Source organism: Nocardia sp. NPDC057455 (genome assembly GCF_042802775.1).
GTDB lineage: Bacteria > Actinomycetota > Actinomycetes > Mycobacteriales > Mycobacteriaceae > Nocardia.
In genome coordinates, this window is sequence record NZ_JBHVDM010000029.1 from 39579 (window position 1) to 55901 (window position 16323).

A 16323-nucleotide genomic window follows, 5' to 3' on the forward strand; every position below is an offset into this window, starting at 1 on the left:
AGATCGTCATGCGATATAGGGATATTCGGCACGAGCCGACCGCAGTGCGCGCCCCCACCAGACCAGCTGACCGAGCAACTGATCGACCGCGACCATCGGCATCTCCGGGTCCGTCGGCTGTCCAGCGGAATCGAACCGCCTGCCCGCATCGTGAAAGCTCACCGTGTCGCGCACGGTGACCGCGTGCAGCTCGGCGAACACCTGCCTGAGGTGCTCGACCGCGCGCAAGCCGCCGGAGATACCACCGTAGGACACGAATCCCACCGGCTTGGCCCGCCATTCGGTGTAATGCCAGTCGATGGCGTTCTTGACCGACGCCGGATAACTGTGGTTGTACTCGGGTGTCACCACGACGAAAGCGTCCGCCGCGGCCAGTCGAGGCGCGACCGCTGCCAGCGCCCGTGCCGCCTCGGGTTCCGGATGGTGCGAAAGCCGCTCCGGCAAGGGTGTTTCGGCGAGATCGACGACGTCGACGGTGACGTCGTCGCGCCGGCCGGCGTGTTCGGCGAACCAGGTGGCGACGGTCGGGCCGAAGCGGCCCACACGGGTGCTGCCGACAATCACGGCGAGCTGAATCGGGTTGTCGGACATCGTGGTTCCCTTCGACGCGTACGTTGCACAGAACAGCGTCGGACCTGAACCACGCTTCAGGTCAAATCGGTTCGCTCGCCGATCAGACCTCCAGCTCTCCTTCGATGCCCTTCAGGCGGTGGCGGGCCATCGCCAGATTCGCCCGGCCCCGGTCCAGCGCCAGGTAGAGGAACAGGCCCTTGGATTTGCGGCCGGTCATCGGCCGGATGATGTGGTACTGCCCCGACAGCGTGATGAGGATGTCCTCGATGTCCTCCTTGAGCCCCAGCTGGTCCATGGTCCGCATCTTGGCGCGCACCACCTCGGTGTTGCCCGCGCCGGCGACCTGAAGGTCCAGGGACTTGGAACTGCCGAGCATGCCCAGCGCCATACCGCTGTTGTAGTCGACCACGGCGGCGCCGATCGCGCCGTCGATCACCATCATGTCTTTGAGTGCCAGATCCATATTGGACATACCTGTTCCTTTCAGTGGGTTTTCGTTGTCTGTTCGCTTCGTGTCTCGGTCGCCACCGGAGTCAGCAAATCGGCGATCGCTCGGGCCGCCGGACGGGATTCCAGATGCAGCCGACCGATGTTCACCTCCGGAGCGGCCAGGACGGTCAGCGACGTCCAGCCCGCCGCGTAGATGACCACGTGCCCGCCGGTGCCGTGCACCACCACCTCACTGAACCCGCCGCCGTGCGCGGTGGTGGCCAGCCGGTGGGACAGTGACAGTTGCGAGGCGGCCATCGCGGCCATTCCGTTCGGCTCGATCTGCGGGGGTAGATCGTGTGCGACGAGCAACCCATCGTTGGATGCCACCAGCGCACCGGTCAGCCGCGGGACGCGATCGCGCAGTGCCTTCAGCTCCGTCAGCACCGCCGCGTTCGGTTCGGGTCCGGACATCGCCACCTTGGTCAACCTTCCCATCACATTGCCGAGCAGTTTCTTCCGCGCGGTCACGCGAGCTCCTCCAACGCCGCTTGCAGGCGGACGAGCAGATCCCGGTCCGGCGGGTCCGAACGCTCGGCGACGGGGGCGGGCGCCGAGTGCCGCCCACGGCGTCGCGGAAGCCGACCCGGCTCGGCGCTCACAGGTGCGAGCGCTACGGGCTCGACGGCTACCGGTTCGGGCGTGTCCGGCGGGGCCACCACCGGAACAGACGCCCCGGTGGGCGGCTCGATCAGCCCCGCGGCGGTCAGATCCCGCACCGCGACCAGACATCCATAGGTGGTGCGGCCGAGTTCGCGGCCGATCCCAGCGACACTGCGCCGGGAATCGACGGCGGCCAGCACCTCGGCTTGCCCCCCGGTGAGCACCAGGCGCCGGCGCCGCACCCGGCGCACCGGCACGACCGGGACCCGATCGACCAGGTCCGCGGGCCACGGCCCGGACTCCGGGTCGCCGCGCCGCGCACACTCCTGCACTAGAGCCCGGGGAGTGATGTGACAGACCGGGGCCAGCCAGTGCGGTGGGGCCGGACGGAACTCGGGCACAGCCGGTGAGGCCAGCAAGAAGTAGGCGGCATCGAAAACCGACAGCAACGCGAGAGTTTCCAGCCGAGGTCGCCCCAGCACACGGCCGGGATCTCCCGCCCCGGCGCGCCGCCAATCCTCGGCGGTCGCCACACCCGCCTCGACGACCAGCCGGTCCAGTCCCGTGGTGCGGCGGCAATCGGCGGAAACGATCGCGCCCTCCGCGAGATGAAACGCACCGTCGCCCGCGCGCAGCACGCCCGTCCGTCCTTCCTGCTCCAGCCGCCGCAATTCGACCGCGAGTTCAGGACTCATCGGCGTCCTCGGCCAATTCATCGAGAATTCCGCGCAGCTGATATCGGGCCATCGCGAGATTCCCGGTGTCCTCGTCGAACAGCACGTGCACGAAAAGCCGCCCGTCGAAGTCGCCGTTCACCAGGTTCAGCAGGTGGTATCCGCGGGTTCCGCAGACGATGATCTCGGTGACGTCGTCACCATCGCTCGACAATGCCGGGCAGGCAAGCACCGAACGCACCACATCCGTTGTGGCGGCGGCATCTTCGTGCTCGTCGAGCAGGTCGCGCCTGCCGTCCGCGGCGATCGCCAGACCGCTCGCACCGTCCACCAATGTCACACTGCGCGCACCGGGAATATCCATGATGCGTTTCAGACAACCGTCGATACCGATCACGCGCCACCACTTGTCATGTGAGGGGTTTACGGATTCCAGACGCTACACACGCGCACCGCACGATGTACAGCAAATCGTGGAGAAATTTCCGGTAAAAAACATTTCCCCTGGCAGTGCGGAATAAATACCTCCCGGTATTCAATACCTATTGGTATTCAATACCTTTCGGTTTTCGATCTCGACCCGCCCGGCCGGCCACAATAAGTCCTCGATACGGTCGCTCGAATGCTTCGGTGCCACATACGCGACACGCCTGCGACTGCGCACGCACGGGCATGCACAGTCGCCACCGCACGGCCTTCGCCGCTGTGCGCCGCACACCGGAGCAGGCCCGGCCCGGAAGACCGGTGCGCCGAGCAGTCATTTCGCAGCAATTACAAGATCGGCGATACGCCGGACGAGATCAGCCCGCGGTGAGGCCGGTGGAGATCTTGACCACGACCTTGTCGTCGGTCACCTCCTGCACCGTGACGGTGCTTCCATCGGCGGACCGGGTCTCCCCGACCGGGACGGTGACCTCCTGACCACCCACCGACAGGGTGACCAGATTGCCGTTCACAGCAATGAGTTTCGCTTCGATGCCCAAGATGCTCGCTTTGGCGTCCACACCACGGGCGAATGTCACCGTGCAGCCGCTCACGGCGCATTCGGTTTTCGTACCAGGGCCTTCCGTCGTGCAGGCAGCGACGCCGAGCGGAGTCACCAAAGCGAACAAGGACACTGCGACAAGCCGACGAAAAGCCACACGCTCAGTGTAGAGCCGACCGTCCTCCCTGTCCGGAGCGTTCGTCGCGCTTCTACGCCTTGCCGCGCAGGTAATCGCTCACCACGGCAGCGCCGAGACCGTCCGGATCGGGCGCCACCACGCGGCCGCCGCTGCGGCGGGCCATCAAGTCGACGAACGCGGCCAGGCGCGGGTCCTCCCCGAGCATGAACACCGTCACCGACGCACCCAGCTTCGCCAAGGCGTCGACCTGAGCCATCGTCACGGCCAGCGTGCGCTGCGCGGGCGGCCAGTTGAAGTACGTCTCGCCGTCCGGCTCCAGATGGGCGGTCGGCTCGCCGTCGGTGACCACGAGCACGACCGGCACCGCGTCCGGATGCCTGCGCAGATGTCCCGCGGCCAGCAGCAGTGCGTGGTGCAGATTGGTGCCCTGCTCCCAAACCCCTTCCAACGCGGTCAGTTCGCCGACGTCCACGGTCGCCGCGTGCCTGCCGAAGGTGATCACGCTCAGCGCGTCGGAACGGAACCTGGTGGCGATCAAGTGGTGCAGCGCCAAGGCGGTGCGCTTCATCGGCACCCACCTCCCGTCCTGCACCATCGACCAGGACGTATCGACGCACAGCGCGACGGCGGCCCTGGACCGCTGCTCGGTCTCCATGATCTCGACATCGGAGACGTCCAGCCGCACCCGGCGATTGCCCGTCGACGCCGACCGCAGCACGGCATTACGCACGGTTCGCGACACGTCCCACGGCTCGGTGTCGCCGAACCGCCAGGCCCGGGAACTTCCGGTCGGCTCACCCGCGGCGCCCGCCAGGGCCGTATCCCGTTCCCCGCGGCGGGAGCGCAGGCGTCCGATGACATCACGCAGCGCCACCTCACCGAGCCGTCGCAAAGCCTTGGGCGTCAGCCGCAGTGAGCCGTCCTGCGCCCGCTCGAAGATGCCTTGCCTGCGCAATTCGCGCTCCAGTTCGGCCAGCCGGGCGGCATCCACGCTCGCGTCCGCACCGAGGTGGCGGGCCAGCGCCTCCAGGTCGATGTCCTCCAAACGGGCTCCGGCATAGGACTGACCGAGTTGCTCGGCGAGCGCGTCGAGTTCGGCGAGGTCCTGCAAGGCCTGCGCGCCTTCGCCCAGGCCGAGCGGGTCGTCGCCGCGAAACCGCCGCCCCGAATTCCAGTCCTCGCCGGGACGCAGCGCCCGCAGATGCGCGTCCAGCGCGGCGACCTGCTGGGCGATCCCCGGATCGCCGAACGCTTGACCGATCAGCTCGGACAACTCCGCGCGCTGCTGTTCGGACATCGAATTCATCATGCGCTGCGCGGCGGCGGCGCGGGCGGCGAGCGCGTCGATCAATTCCTCGGTGTCGCGCGGATTCTCCGGGAAGAACTCCCCGTGCGCGGCCATGAATTCGGCGAACCGCTGCTCGGTGTTCTCTCCCCGTGCGTGGGCGGCGAGCAGGTCGTTCAAGTCGGACATCATCCGCCCGACCCGTTCGACGTCCTGCGGGGTGGTGTTCCGCAAGGCCTGTTTCATGCCCTGGAAGCGCGATTCCAGCAGCTCGCGGCCGAGCAGGTCACGGATCTTCTGATAGTTGCCGCGACCGGTCTCGGATCGCCAGGGGTACTCGGCGAGTTCGGTGACGGCGGCGGCCGTACTCGACGGCAATGCGTCCAGTTGCGCTTCGGCGAACCTGGCGTCGTCGGAGGGGTCGGGGAACAGAGCGCCGCGCTCGGCTTCCAATGCCTCTTCCAGCAGTTGCCGGACCTGCTGCAACGTGCCGTCCAGCCGGTGGCTCCCGGCGATCTCCGCGCGGCGCTGCCACAACCGGCGCGTCAGCTCCTCGAGCCCCGGCATGGTGCGGGTGCCGCGCCGCAACAGCTCTTGCAGGGCGTTGCGCGGCGAACTGCCCTCCATCACGTCGCGACCGATCCGGTCCAGCGCCTCCCGCAGGTCCAGCGGCGGCGCCAACGGATCAGGCCCCTCGTGATAGGGGCCGTAGGAGTAGCGGTCGGGGGTGGTCACGACGCCTCGCCGGGAACAGCGGCGGTCATCGGCCGTACACCGCCGAGCCGTCGTCGGTGTCCTTCGCGATCTGCCGGGCCAGGTAGAGCGCCTCCAACGCGAATTCGACAGCCGAGGCGATGCGGGGCGGCGGATCGGCCGCGTCGACACCGAGCCGCCCGGCGACTTCATGCAGCACGGGCAGTTCGGGTAGCGCCGCGAGAACTTCCTCACCGGGGACGCGTTCGCCGGTGGTGACCAGATGCCCATCGCCGACCGCCTCGGCCAGTGGGCGCAGGTTCAGGCCACCGAGCAACGCCCGCGCCGTCTCGGAGAACGAGCGGCGCAGCAGATGGGTGAGATGTTCCTGCTCACGCCCCTCCTCGCCGGATTCGAACTCCAGCTTGCCGCGCAACACCGCGGGGACGGATTCGAGGTCGACGGGCCGCGCCACCGCGGGACTCTCCCCTGTCACCGCCGACCTGCGCAGCGCCGCGGCGGCCACCGTCTCGGCCGCGGCCACGGCGAAGCGCGCGGACACCCCCGAACGCTGGTCGATCGCGGACGACTCGCGCAGCTGCCGCACGAACCGAGCGAGCACCTCGATCAGCGGATCCCCCACCTCGGCCACCAGCTCGGCTTCCTGGCGCACCAGCGCCACCTCGGCCTCGACGCTGAGCGGGTAGTGGGTGCGGATCTCCGCGCCGAACCGGTCCTTCAGCGGCGTGATGATGCGGCCGCGGTTCGTGTAGTCCTCCGGGTTCGCGGTGGCGACCAGCAACACGTCCAGCGGCAGGCGCAGCGTGTAGCCGCGGACCTGGATATCGCGTTCCTCCATCACGTTCAGCAGCGCGACCTGGATGCGTTCGGCGAGGTCGGGCAGCTCGTTGATCGCCACGATGCCCCGGTGCGCGCGCGAGACGAGCCCGAAGTGAATGGTCTCGGGATCACCGAGACTGCGCCCTTCGGCGACCTTGACCGGGTCGACGTCACCGATCAGGTCGCCGACGGAGGTGTCGGGCGTGGCGAGCTTTTCGGCGTACCGTTCCGAGCGATGCCGCCACACGACGGGCAGATCGTCGCCGAGTTCCGCGGCCAGCCGCCGACCGGCCGGGCTGATCGGGTCGAGCGGGTGTTCGCCCAGTTCGGCGCCTGCGATCACCGGCGTCCATTCGTCCAGCAGGCCGACCAGGGAGCGCAGCAGCCGGGTCTTCCCCTGGCCGCGCTCCCCGAGCAGCACGACGTCGTGCCCCGCCAGCAGCGCACGTTCCAGCTGCGGGACGACCGTCCGGTCGAATCCGACGATGCCGGGCCACGGGTCGCCGCCGGAACTCAGCAGCGCGAGCAGGTTCTCGCGGATCTCGGTCTTCACGCCACGCGGTAGATGGCCGGCCGAACGCAGGTCGCCCGCGGTCGTGGGCAGGTGTGCGGGAACTTTCACGAATTCGACGCTACGTCCATTTCGCCATCGGGTCGACCGGGACAGGAACGCACGCCCCGGCCCGGCGGCATGCTTCGAACGGGCGACGAGGAACGGCCGCCTCGGTTCGCGCCGGGTTCGTGCATGAGCGCGCCGTCGCCCGAACCGGCGAGCCCGTCGAAGCCGGGACGTCCACACGAGAAAAGCCCCCGCGTGAGGGGCTCTTCTCGCATCCGGGACCGACTCCGAGTGAACGCGCTGTCGACCGATCCGCGAGACCTGACGAAGCTATCCGGAGACGAGCCGGACTATCGGGTGGTCAGCTGAGGTTCACTGGTCGCGCGCGGCGCTGTCGCGGTGGGCGTGTCGTCGGCATCGTGCGCGATCGGCGCCCCGTTCGCCGCCACGACCGCGGTAACCGGTTCCATCCGGGCCGGGCGATCGTTGCCGTCCGCGCTTGGGGCGAAGTACTGGGCCATGCCCGCGTTGATCGGCTCCAGGGCACCAGCATTCGACTCGGGGTGGAACTCGGCCGTTTCCGAGCCGTCCTCCCCGTCGGCCCCGTGTACAGCAACCGCCTCCGCGCCATCGGCGAACGACGCCTCGGCCGTCTCCCCTGGCGAACCATTGTCGGCCGTCTCCGCGACGCTCGGTGCGGGCGCGGCAGCGGTGGGGTGCTCCATCGGCTGCTCGTCGGGCTTGCTGAACCGGATCCGGTTGAGCGTCTGCCGCACCGCCGCCGCCAACCGCGCGTCCAGAACGGCTTCGTCCGCGGTGGCCTGGGCAGGCCCTTGGGAACCACCCTCGGCGACAGGAGATCGTCCGACCGCGGGAAACGGCGTCGTCGCCAGCCACAGCTCTGTGAGTTCGGGCGCGGGAACAGGCGCGGAGGCCTCGGCGGCGGACTGGCCCGCCGCGACCGCGGAGCCCTGTTCGTGCTGCGTAGCCTCGGCGGGGTGCGGTCCAGGGACGGCCGCGCCCTCCGGAGCCGGGGCAGGCTGTTGTGGAGCGGCCGGTTGGTGAACGGTCGCCGACGGCTCCATGAGAATGCTGGGCAGGATCTGATTTCCGGCTCCGCCCACCTGCGTGAGCGCCGCCAGTCGTTCCTGGAGATCTTCGTGGTCGGGCACGGCGGCGGTCGCTTGCTCGATCGCGCGGCCGTATCGCTCGGCGACGAGCCGGTGGGTGACGAGCGCGACGCCGATCATGATCGGCGCGATCGCGTGGATACCGATCCCGGCCATGTCGCCTGTCCGGAAGTACGGGAACGTGTTCAGCGCGATGCTGGCCGTCAGCAAGACACCCTCGACGGTGTAGACCTGCCACAGCCGATCGATCACACCCCACTCGGCGGTGTCCCCGGTGGACAGCATCAGTGCGACGAGCACCGCGCTGATCAAGGCTTCCAGGCCGTAGGACAACCAGAACATCGGATTGGTCGCGCCGCCGGTCGGCGCGATGTTCTGCTGCACGGTGACCGCGGAGAACAACATCGAGAACGCGACCACACCGGCGAGCAGCCCCAGCACCCGCGGCTTACGCTGATGCAGGCGAGCGACTTTCGCGTGCGGGCTGCTGCTGTGGCGCTGCTCACCGATCGCCTGCGCGGCCCGCAACAAGTCGGCTGCCTCGCGTTCGGCCAGCTCGGCGGCTGTGCGCCGCACGCGTTCCGCGGCATCGGCGGCCGCTTGGATACGCGCCCGCTTCTCGTGGCGTTCGTAGTCGCGCACGAGTTCGGCCAGCTCGCGGGAGGCGGCGAGCTCGCGCTCCGACAGTGCTTCCAGCAGTGCCGGATCGTCCTGGTGAGCCAACCGCTCATGCGCGATCTGCACCCGGTCCGGCAGCGCACCGGCCACCAGCTCATCCACCGGCGGCGCTCCCGTGGGCGCGTGGGTCGTCAAACGACGGAACATCAGCAAAGAACCTTTCCGACGATCGAGTGTTCCAGACGCAGCGCGCCATCGCTGCCTCGGCCGTCGACCACCTCCGCCGAACCGGACGACCGACCCGGTCCAGACGGAAAAGATAACCCGTCATCGAAATCCGTTCGACTCAACGAGCAAACCGGATCGAATGGAGCGCGTCGCCGCGCAGCGGGACGAACCGCCCAGGACAGAGCTCGGGCCACAACGCGGACCTGTCTTCGGGATCCGCGCTCAGTAGCCTTTCGGCGAACGGTTCGGGTCTGCCTGCTGGACCTTCGCTTGCAGGTCGTGGCCGTCGCGGGAGACACCGTACCGCTCCATGACGTAGTTCATGCTGGCGGCGACATTGGCCACCGGGTCGTGAATGTTGCTGGAGGTTCCGGCCACGTGATAGCCCTGGAAGGTGCCGGGGATGGTCTGGGTAAGGCCCCTGGACGCCTTTCCGGCGGCGGCGTTGCTGTCCCAGTTGTTGACGGCGTTGGGATTTCCGCCGGACTCTCGTTCGATCAGAACCTGGTAACCGCGCTTCCAGTGCTCGCGGGCCACCGGATCGGTGATGCCCAGCGCGTCGAGCGCGCCCTCGATGGCGGCATCGACCGAGACATTGCCTTGATAGCGTGCGTAATCGGCGGACGTCGCGGCGGGCACGAAGCTCGGGCCGGGCGAGTAGCTGCGCTGCATGTAGTTGCTCGGCACGTAGTTGCTCGGCATGGGGTTGCTGCCCGCGGAGGCCGGGGTGTACGTCGGAGCGGAGCCATTGATGTCGTCGGCGTGGGTCTGGACTCGGTCGTTGGCTTTCTCGATCTCGTCGTTCACCTTGTCGACCGTCTTCAGCACCGTGTTCTCCAGCCTCGTCTGGAGATCCAGGTCGACGAATTCTTTACCCGGACTCGGCTTCGGAAACTCGCGCAGGGCGTCCTGGAGATCTTCGACGTGCCGCTTGACCGCCGCGAAAGCGCCGCTGGAGATGTCGTAGGTGCCGTAGGCGGACAGGTCGACGCTCTCGTCCTGCTTATGGATCTCGTCCTTGATGGTGCCGAACTCTTCTACCCGGCTGGAGTAATCCTTGGCCATGACAGACTTGTCCTCGTCGCCGGTGATCAGTTTCTCTTCGCGCAGCAGCTTCAGCAGATCCGGAGCCTGCGACGGAGAACCTGTCGCAAGCAGATCCGCGGAGGTCTGAATCCCCTCTTGCACCGTCGCGAGGAATTGCGCGAACCCGGGACGCACGCCTGCGGGCGGTTCGAGCTTCACCACCCAGCGCTCGGGGCTCATCGCAGCACCCGAATCCGGGCCGGCCGCCGACCTGCGAACATCGCCATCATCACCTCACGCCTGACAACCCTCATCAGGCCACGCGCGGCCTGCCACTGCGACACTCCCGAGTATCGCGCAGCGGAGAAACACTCATTCCCGGTACTGGGAGTGGCACACCTCCTCTTCGAGGGCGACATTCGTCGAGCGCAGCCGGAAGCTCGGCCCGAGCTGCGGCAGAATGCGTCGCTTCCAGCTGCGCTCCGCGGCGTTGCGTACCATTTTCTGCCGACGGTCATCGATGTCGAATCCTGTCTGCGTCAACCGAAGTCGCGTGCCATGGCCTTCCGGCCGCAGCGTCCAGTCGACGATCAATCGGGTGGGAAGCTCGGCCCGCCGATACGTCCAGCGATAGATCAATCGTTCGTATGGCCGGGCGACCAGCACTTCGCAGGTGATCGCGTTGGTCGATGAGTCCGGGACCGCGAAGAGGAAGTGGCTCACCTTCAAGGGTTCACCAACGCCGATCCACGTGACTCGCCTTTCCCTGCCGGATAACCTCTACCCGGAGTCAGGTCCAACCGCCGCTCGGCAAGACCTCAGCGCACGACCTGCCGCTGGCCAGCGCACTGTAATGCCGAGTCGAGTGCACAACTGGCGACTTCGGCCGTGCTGGGACCCCAGGAACGCCCACAGTTCGGGGCTCTCGGCCCGCCAGTCCATCTCTCCAGCCTTTCACACCACGGACAGCCCGCTCAACTACCCGGCGGAACGTCGCGCCATGGCAGTCGAGTAGCGCCGGAACGTACGCTCATGCCGCATACCGCGACGACCGAACCCGCCCAGCATGCGGTGCCAGAGAAACGACTGAGGACCAACCCCGACACCGGATGGGGGCTCGGCAGAGTCTCTACCAGCAGCGATACACGCGCCGCTCTATTTCTTCGCTGACGCCGTCAGACGTTGAAGCGGAACTCGACCCCCTCTCTCCCTCGCTGCTCCCTCACCGCCTAGAGGGCACTCTGACGGGGCAAGGCCAGTGTGATCTGAACCCGCTGATTCGGTCCGCCCGGCAACAAGGTAGCGATCAGCAACACCTTGGGTCCCTGGTGTGGAGCGCCGCACCGGACGATGGTTCAAGTATGAGTGGCATGAAATCGACCACCCCGGCGTGGCGGGAGAAGTTCCGGGCCCGCGGCCGGAATAGGTTCATCTCGGCTTACGGAGTGCTCCTCGCGGGACTGAGCACGGCTGCCGTAGTCATCGTCATTCCCCGCTTTGCGTATGCGGTGTCCGGCATGGATGTCTCGACCATGCTGATCTGGCTGGCAGTGCCGGTCTTCATCGTCGCCGTTGCGGCGGAGTTCGTGTACCTCAGGCGTCACGACAAGCCGTACGACTACCGCGACTCAGCTACTTCCGTCGCCGCCGGCCTGGGATATCAACTCCTCAACATTCCTTGGGCGCTGGCGGAACTCGCGATCTTCGCGTCTGTTTCTTCGCTGGTGCCGTGGCACCTCGAGGGTTGGGTTGCGTGGGCCGTCGCACTTATCGGAGTCGACTTCGCCTACTACTGGTTTCACCGCGCGCACCACGAAATCCGAATGTTTTGGTCAGTCCACGTCGTGCACCACTCGAGCGAGAGCTTCAACCTCACCACGGCACTGCGTACGCCTTGGCTGGTTGTCACGTCCCTGCCGTTCCTTGTACCACTGGCACTGTCGGGAATCGATGGCAGGATCATCGCCGCCTCCTACGCGATCAACCTGCTGTACCAGTTCGGCATCCACACCGAGGTTATCGACAAACTCTGGGCACCTATCGAATTCGTGTTCAACACGCCGAGCCATCACCGCGTGCACCACGGCTCCAACACTGAATACCTCGACCGCAACTACGGTGGCGTGCTCATCATCTGGGACCGCATCTTCGGCTCCTTCGAGCCGGAGGGCGAGCAGGCGATCTACGGCCTCACCAAGAACGTCAACACCTACAACATCGCAAAGATCAACGCCCGCGAGATAGTCGCGATCTGGCAGGACGTCAAGAACGCGGCGAAATTCTCGGACAAGCTCGGCTTCCTGTTCCGGGGTCCCGGTTGGCAGCCACAGCCGCCCCAAGCGACCAGCTCAGCCGGCAGCTCGACGCGTCACCACGCCTTGAACTGCTGAAATGCGCCTCGAACAGGCGCTACCTGTTCTTCGAAGGTGGGGGTAATCCGCTACACGTCGAAGCGGAACTCGACCACGACTCGTATTCTGCCAGAACCTCTACCCGCGCCTGCTACCTGGTTCATCGTCAGGTTGGCCGACGACGGCACCCCTCCGCGTTCCGCCACGAAGCAACGTCAAGGCGAAGGCGAGACGTACTCACACTGCAGGTCGGACACCTTTGCGATGTGCTCGTAGTCGTGGTCGGCAGCAAGCACGGTCGCATCGTTCACGATGGCGTAGCCAGCGATGAGGATATCGAGGGATCCGGCCGCTCGGACGAGCCCCGCGTTCCACAGTGCCGCTTGAATATCGAGCACGAGCGACTCCTCAGGTGCGTGCTCGAGCGGGAACCCGAGTGAGATCTGCTCTCGGTAGCGCGCGTGCTCCTCGGGCGTCCGAGCACTGTGGCAGAATTCGAGCACCTGAGGCGGGCAGGTAACGAACAGGTCGGACGGCGCCCGCTCGATGCGCCGCAGCCGGGCGGTGATACCCGGATCCCCAGTGGCCAGTCTTGCCCAGACCGAGTTGTCGACCAGGTAGTCGGTCACGCGGACCGGGACTCGTCCGGAGAGACCACCGGCGCGCCGAGTTCGTTCCCGAGGTCGCTCAGCTCCGCGATACCGTCGATCATCGCGCCCTTCTGCTTCGAGGCGATGAGCCGGCGTAACGCGAGGTCGAGGACGGCTCGGTTCGATCGCTCCCCCGTAAGCGCCCTAGCACGCTCGATCAACCGCGGATCCAGGTCGACGCTGGTGAGTGTCATGGTGCCCCTCTCATTACAGTTATATGAGAGATTATATACTCGATGGCGGCGCGGAGCTATCCCAGCTGGACCAGCGCTCCCACTCGAGCATGAGTTGCTTTACTTCTTCGCAGACACTGATCCGCTGCGGAACTCGCCCTCTCGACGTCCTGTCACTGCACGTCAAAACGTCCGTCGCAGCGCGACTCACGTATCGAAGTCGAACGACCACTGCGCGAACCTGATGGTCGACCAACGCTGGCACCGGTCGTACCACCAGGTTCCTTCCTGGTCGTCAGGTGAGTTCCGCCAGTGAAGTTGCCTTCACTTGTTGCCGATGAGGCGCAGTACTGGCCGTTGGTCAGCCTCTCCGAGGGGGTCGCGGACCTGCCTTGGGCTGATCTTCAGGACATCGGCGAGGGCGGGGATACTCACCCCATGGTCGCCAGCGAGCTCGGCTGCCTTCCTCAGCAGCGTCGGCACCTCCCCCGGGTACGCGCTCGACGGATCGGCGGACGGGTCGATAACCATAGCGAGGCGTTGGTACGCCCGACGCGCGGACGATTCGGTGGTGCGGCCGCGCTCGACCATCCGGCGAACCAGTGAGTGGGGCGAGACGCCCCAAGTCCTGCCCAGCCGGTCGAGCGCGGCCAGGTCAAGCCGCTGCGGTAGGGCGGCATCCATGGACGCAGCCGGCGTCAGGAATGCGGCGGCGAATTCGTCGGCCTCCTTCTCGATGGCTGCACTGTGCTCGCCGGAGTCGGTGTGCAGCAGCAAGTGCCCAATCTCATGCGCAATCGAGAATCGGTGGGTAAATACGTTCTCGGTCCGCCGCGGGGTCGTGATGATGATCGGACGATCGACAATCACAACGGAGAAGGCATCGACGGCGTCGATCTCGCCGAGCGGGCGCACAGCGACGACGATGCCGCGGGACTCGGCCGTGGCGACCAAGTGCTTGACTGGGCCATCGGGCAGGCCCCAGTGCTGGCGCAGAAGCGCGGCGGCCTCGGCGGGCGCAATGCCCCGGTCGACCCCAGGGAGGTCAGCCTCAGGAAGCTTGACGTGCCGCTCAAGCGCGAATGTCAACTCCCACACCAAGGTCGTCGTGGCCAGCGCCTTTTGTCGGTCGCTCACGCGCGCCGAACGAAGGCTCCGGAAGTGGGCGTTCACCGTGTCGATGCGAGCCAGAGGGCGACCGACGCCGAAGAACCCCGGGCGAACGTCCAGGGCCTTCACCAAACGGTCCAGCACGTCGGCGCGCGGCGAGTTGATGCCGGCCTCGTACTGACCCGCGTGCGTGCGCGTCAAACCGCTCTGACCGAGCGGCCAGGCTTGCCGCCCTGGCAAATCGCCTGGGCCCTAGGCAGATATTGAGCGGGACTCAGCAGACTGCCTACCAGCAGCGATGCGCGCACAGCGTTACTTCTTCGCAGATGCTGATCCGCTGCGGAACTCGACCCACTTGACATCCAATACCTGGACGTAAAACCCCCTGTTCAGAGCTGAACTCGCGTTCCGAAGCCGAATAACCTCTACGCGACTCACGGGTCCCGCCGCTCGGCAACACGTCGGAACCACTCCCCCGGCCACATCACCAAGCTGGCGCTAGCGGACTCGAGTGCGCGCTCATGCCGATTATGTTGCGTTTACGAGGTGTTGCGATGGCCGCTTGAAACCGCACCGAATGTCGGGCGCGAACACGGTGATCGACTCCGTGGGCAACGGTCTTCACCACATCAGAAAGATCACCGCCAGGCCCACGACGTAGCCGATGACCACCGTGGCCACACCACCGAGCACCACCACAAGCCAGGACTTGCCGCGCCACCGAAGTGTCACCACCACGAGGGTGGTGAGCACGAGAATTCCGATGAGCAAAGCTACGGCAGGTGCGTGATTGGACTCCACGCTAATCGAATCGGCTCATCGGGAGTCGATGTTTCACCGAGCAGGGCCGCCAGGAGATCATGGCCGAACTGGCTGTTCCCAGCTGAGGGGTGCGCTCATGCCGCTTACGGGTCGATTCGGACTGGCGACCCGCGGCCGGCCGAACGCACTCAACTGCCGCTGTGCGCGCTGAACGAACCGGCCACACGCTACGCCCGAAGATCAACAGGCCGAAGTTATCTCGGGCTCGGCAACGCACCATCATGCCGAGAAGCGGATGGCGGTAGGCTGCCCGCGACCCCGGATCGTCGCGGTGTGCTGTCAGGAAAGGCGCGCATACATGTACATGTCGCGGGGTTCGCCAGCGATCTTCTCCCATCTGCGAAGCAAGCCCTCACGCTGGTATCCGGCCGACTGCGCGGCGCGCCATGATCCCTCGTTCCACGGTTCGACATATAGCTCGAGCCGCGACACTTCCTCCAGAGTCACCGCCCACGAGCTGAGCAGGCGCAGAGCCCGCCCTGCGTAACCACGGCGTCGATAGCCCGGTCCGATCCAGTAGCCGACCGCGGCTCTGCCATGACGGATGTCGCGCCGCCAGAGCCCGATCTGCCCTACCGCCGAATCGGTGTCGAGATCCGAGACGGCGAACGACCACCCTTCCCCGGTCGCTGCCCGTTGGTGTTGGCGCCGGATGAATGTTTGCCCGTCGGCCTCGTCTCCATGAGCAACCACCGTCGTAATCAACGGAATCAACGGATCCTGCCCTGCGTCGATGATCAAACTCACGTCTGCTGTCATGAAGGGGCGCAGCCGAATCCCCTTGCCCTCCATTACCGGCACCACCAGCGCTGTCATGAGCCCCACCCCACACCGGAGAGCCGCAGGCACGCAACTTCATTCCAAGGCGACACAGCCACACCGAACCGATACCGACTGGGCGACAGGTTCACGGTTCGCGTCTAGAGGCCAGACGCCCGCAAGTGCCGCAGTTCGTGCGTTCGGGAACGCCCGCCTCTGCCCCTAAGCGTGCTGCGCGGAACAGCGAAGTGCAACGCTGACGACGCAGAGCCGCTACGGGCCCGGGTACTCGAAACCTCTGGTAACAGAGCGCCCTCGTCCAAGCCTTAACGATTGTCTGGTTACGCGGATGAAGTGCTCGCGAGCGCGATGCTGCTCGTCGCGGGCGGTGGCCCATTCATCATCGTCGGTCGGAGGTTGCTGGCGGTCAAAGGTTGCGCGCATGACGCCGTAGTCAGCGAGGTGGAGCGCCTCGGCAGCTGCAACCACGCCGACCGGGGCAATGAGGCGTAGGCGAGGAGGACTACACCTCGAGCGTCATACGCTTCATCGGTACGTTTCCGCATCTCGCGAACGCAGTAGCGTCATTGCCGTCGACGCGAGCGATGCGGGCGTA

Annotated in this window: 18 protein-coding genes; 2 read left to right on the top strand and 16 right to left on the bottom strand. The window is 66.4% G+C overall.

Annotated elements, in window-relative coordinates:
• Nucleotides 1-6: 6 nt before the first annotated feature.
• The 11 genes from ACFU5M_RS14495 to ACFU5M_RS14545 form a co-directional block, all read right to left on the bottom strand.
• The gene (locus ACFU5M_RS14495; protein ID WP_379048924.1) at nucleotides 7-591 is read right to left on the bottom strand and encodes an NADPH-dependent FMN reductase; all 585 of its coding nucleotides are present in this window, start codon (nucleotides 589-591) and stop codon (nucleotides 7-9) included.
• An 82-nt stretch (nucleotides 592-673) separates the two neighbouring features.
• On the bottom strand, nucleotides 674-1045 hold the full coding sequence (locus tag ACFU5M_RS14500; protein ID WP_379048925.1) for a hypothetical protein: 372 nt from the start codon (nucleotides 1043-1045) through the stop codon (nucleotides 674-676).
• A gap of 11 nt (nucleotides 1046-1056) precedes the next feature.
• On the bottom strand, nucleotides 1057-1533 hold the full coding sequence (locus ACFU5M_RS14505; protein ID WP_379048926.1) for a roadblock/LC7 domain-containing protein: 477 nt from the start codon (nucleotides 1531-1533) through the stop codon (nucleotides 1057-1059).
• Nucleotides 1530-2360, bottom strand: coding sequence for a hypothetical protein (locus ACFU5M_RS14510; RefSeq protein WP_379048927.1), 831 nt, complete (start codon nucleotides 2358-2360; stop codon nucleotides 1530-1532). The genes ACFU5M_RS14505 and ACFU5M_RS14510 overlap by 4 nt, the downstream gene beginning before the upstream one ends.
• Nucleotides 2350-2736, bottom strand: a complete 387-nt coding sequence (locus ACFU5M_RS14515; protein ID WP_379048928.1) for a hypothetical protein — start codon at nucleotides 2734-2736, stop codon at nucleotides 2350-2352. Before ACFU5M_RS14515 ends, ACFU5M_RS14510 begins: the two co-directional genes overlap by 11 nt.
• Nucleotides 2737-3139: 403 nt before the next feature.
• A complete protein-coding gene (locus tag ACFU5M_RS14520) occupies nucleotides 3140-3376 on the bottom strand; it encodes a hypothetical protein (RefSeq protein ID WP_379048929.1) in 237 nt (78 codons plus the stop codon).
• Nucleotides 3377-3533: 157 nt separating this feature from the next.
• Entirely contained in the window at nucleotides 3534-5483 is a 1950-nt protein-coding gene (locus tag ACFU5M_RS14525; RefSeq protein WP_379048930.1) for a VWA domain-containing protein, read from the bottom strand.
• A 25-nt stretch (nucleotides 5484-5508) separates the two neighbouring features.
• On the bottom strand, nucleotides 5509-6903 hold the full coding sequence (locus ACFU5M_RS14530) for an ATP-binding protein (RefSeq protein ID WP_379048931.1): 1395 nt from the start codon (nucleotides 6901-6903) through the stop codon (nucleotides 5509-5511).
• Between the two features lie 287 nt (nucleotides 6904-7190).
• Nucleotides 7191-8795, bottom strand: coding sequence for a hypothetical protein (locus tag ACFU5M_RS14535; protein ID WP_379048932.1), 1605 nt, complete (start codon nucleotides 8793-8795; stop codon nucleotides 7191-7193).
• Between the two features lie 243 nt (nucleotides 8796-9038).
• On the bottom strand, nucleotides 9039-10082 hold the full coding sequence (locus ACFU5M_RS14540; RefSeq protein ID WP_379048933.1) for a transglycosylase SLT domain-containing protein: 1044 nt from the start codon (nucleotides 10080-10082) through the stop codon (nucleotides 9039-9041).
• 132 nt (nucleotides 10083-10214) lie between these two features.
• Nucleotides 10215-10565: an SRPBCC domain-containing protein gene (locus ACFU5M_RS14545; protein WP_379048964.1), complete on the bottom strand. Its 351-nt coding sequence runs from the start codon at nucleotides 10563-10565 to the stop codon at nucleotides 10215-10217.
• A 647-nt stretch (nucleotides 10566-11212) separates the two neighbouring features.
• On the opposite strand from ACFU5M_RS14545, the gene ACFU5M_RS14550 reads away from it, so the two are divergent.
• Nucleotides 11213-12232 carry a sterol desaturase family protein gene (locus ACFU5M_RS14550; protein ID WP_379048934.1) on the top strand — a complete coding sequence of 340 codons (1020 nt, stop codon included), beginning with the start codon at nucleotides 11213-11215 and terminating at the stop codon, nucleotides 12230-12232.
• 176 nt (nucleotides 12233-12408) lie between these two features.
• On the opposite strand, the gene ACFU5M_RS14555 is transcribed toward ACFU5M_RS14550, so the two are convergent.
• The 5 genes from ACFU5M_RS14555 to ACFU5M_RS14575 form a co-directional block, all read right to left on the bottom strand.
• A complete protein-coding gene (locus ACFU5M_RS14555) occupies nucleotides 12409-12822 on the bottom strand; it encodes a PIN domain-containing protein (protein ID WP_379048935.1) in 414 nt (137 codons plus the stop codon).
• Entirely contained in the window at nucleotides 12819-13037 is a 219-nt protein-coding gene (locus tag ACFU5M_RS14560) for a type II toxin-antitoxin system VapB family antitoxin (protein WP_379048936.1), read from the bottom strand. The genes ACFU5M_RS14555 and ACFU5M_RS14560 overlap by 4 nt, the downstream gene beginning before the upstream one ends.
• A 303-nt stretch (nucleotides 13038-13340) precedes the next feature.
• On the bottom strand, nucleotides 13341-14327 hold the full coding sequence (locus tag ACFU5M_RS14565) for an ImmA/IrrE family metallo-endopeptidase (protein ID WP_379048937.1): 987 nt from the start codon (nucleotides 14325-14327) through the stop codon (nucleotides 13341-13343).
• Between the two features lie 420 nt (nucleotides 14328-14747).
• Entirely contained in the window at nucleotides 14748-14927 is a 180-nt protein-coding gene (locus ACFU5M_RS14570; RefSeq protein ID WP_379048938.1) for a hypothetical protein, read from the bottom strand.
• Nucleotides 14928-15227: 300 nt separating this feature from the next.
• On the bottom strand, nucleotides 15228-15764 hold the full coding sequence (locus ACFU5M_RS14575; protein WP_379048939.1) for a GNAT family N-acetyltransferase: 537 nt from the start codon (nucleotides 15762-15764) through the stop codon (nucleotides 15228-15230).
• Nucleotides 15765-16040: 276 nt separating this feature from the next.
• Between ACFU5M_RS14575 and ACFU5M_RS14580 the strand changes: the two genes are divergently transcribed.
• Complete coding sequence (locus tag ACFU5M_RS14580) at nucleotides 16041-16220, top strand: hypothetical protein (RefSeq protein ID WP_379048940.1); 180 nt, start codon at nucleotides 16041-16043, stop codon at nucleotides 16218-16220.
• Nucleotides 16221-16323: the final 103 nt, after the last annotated feature.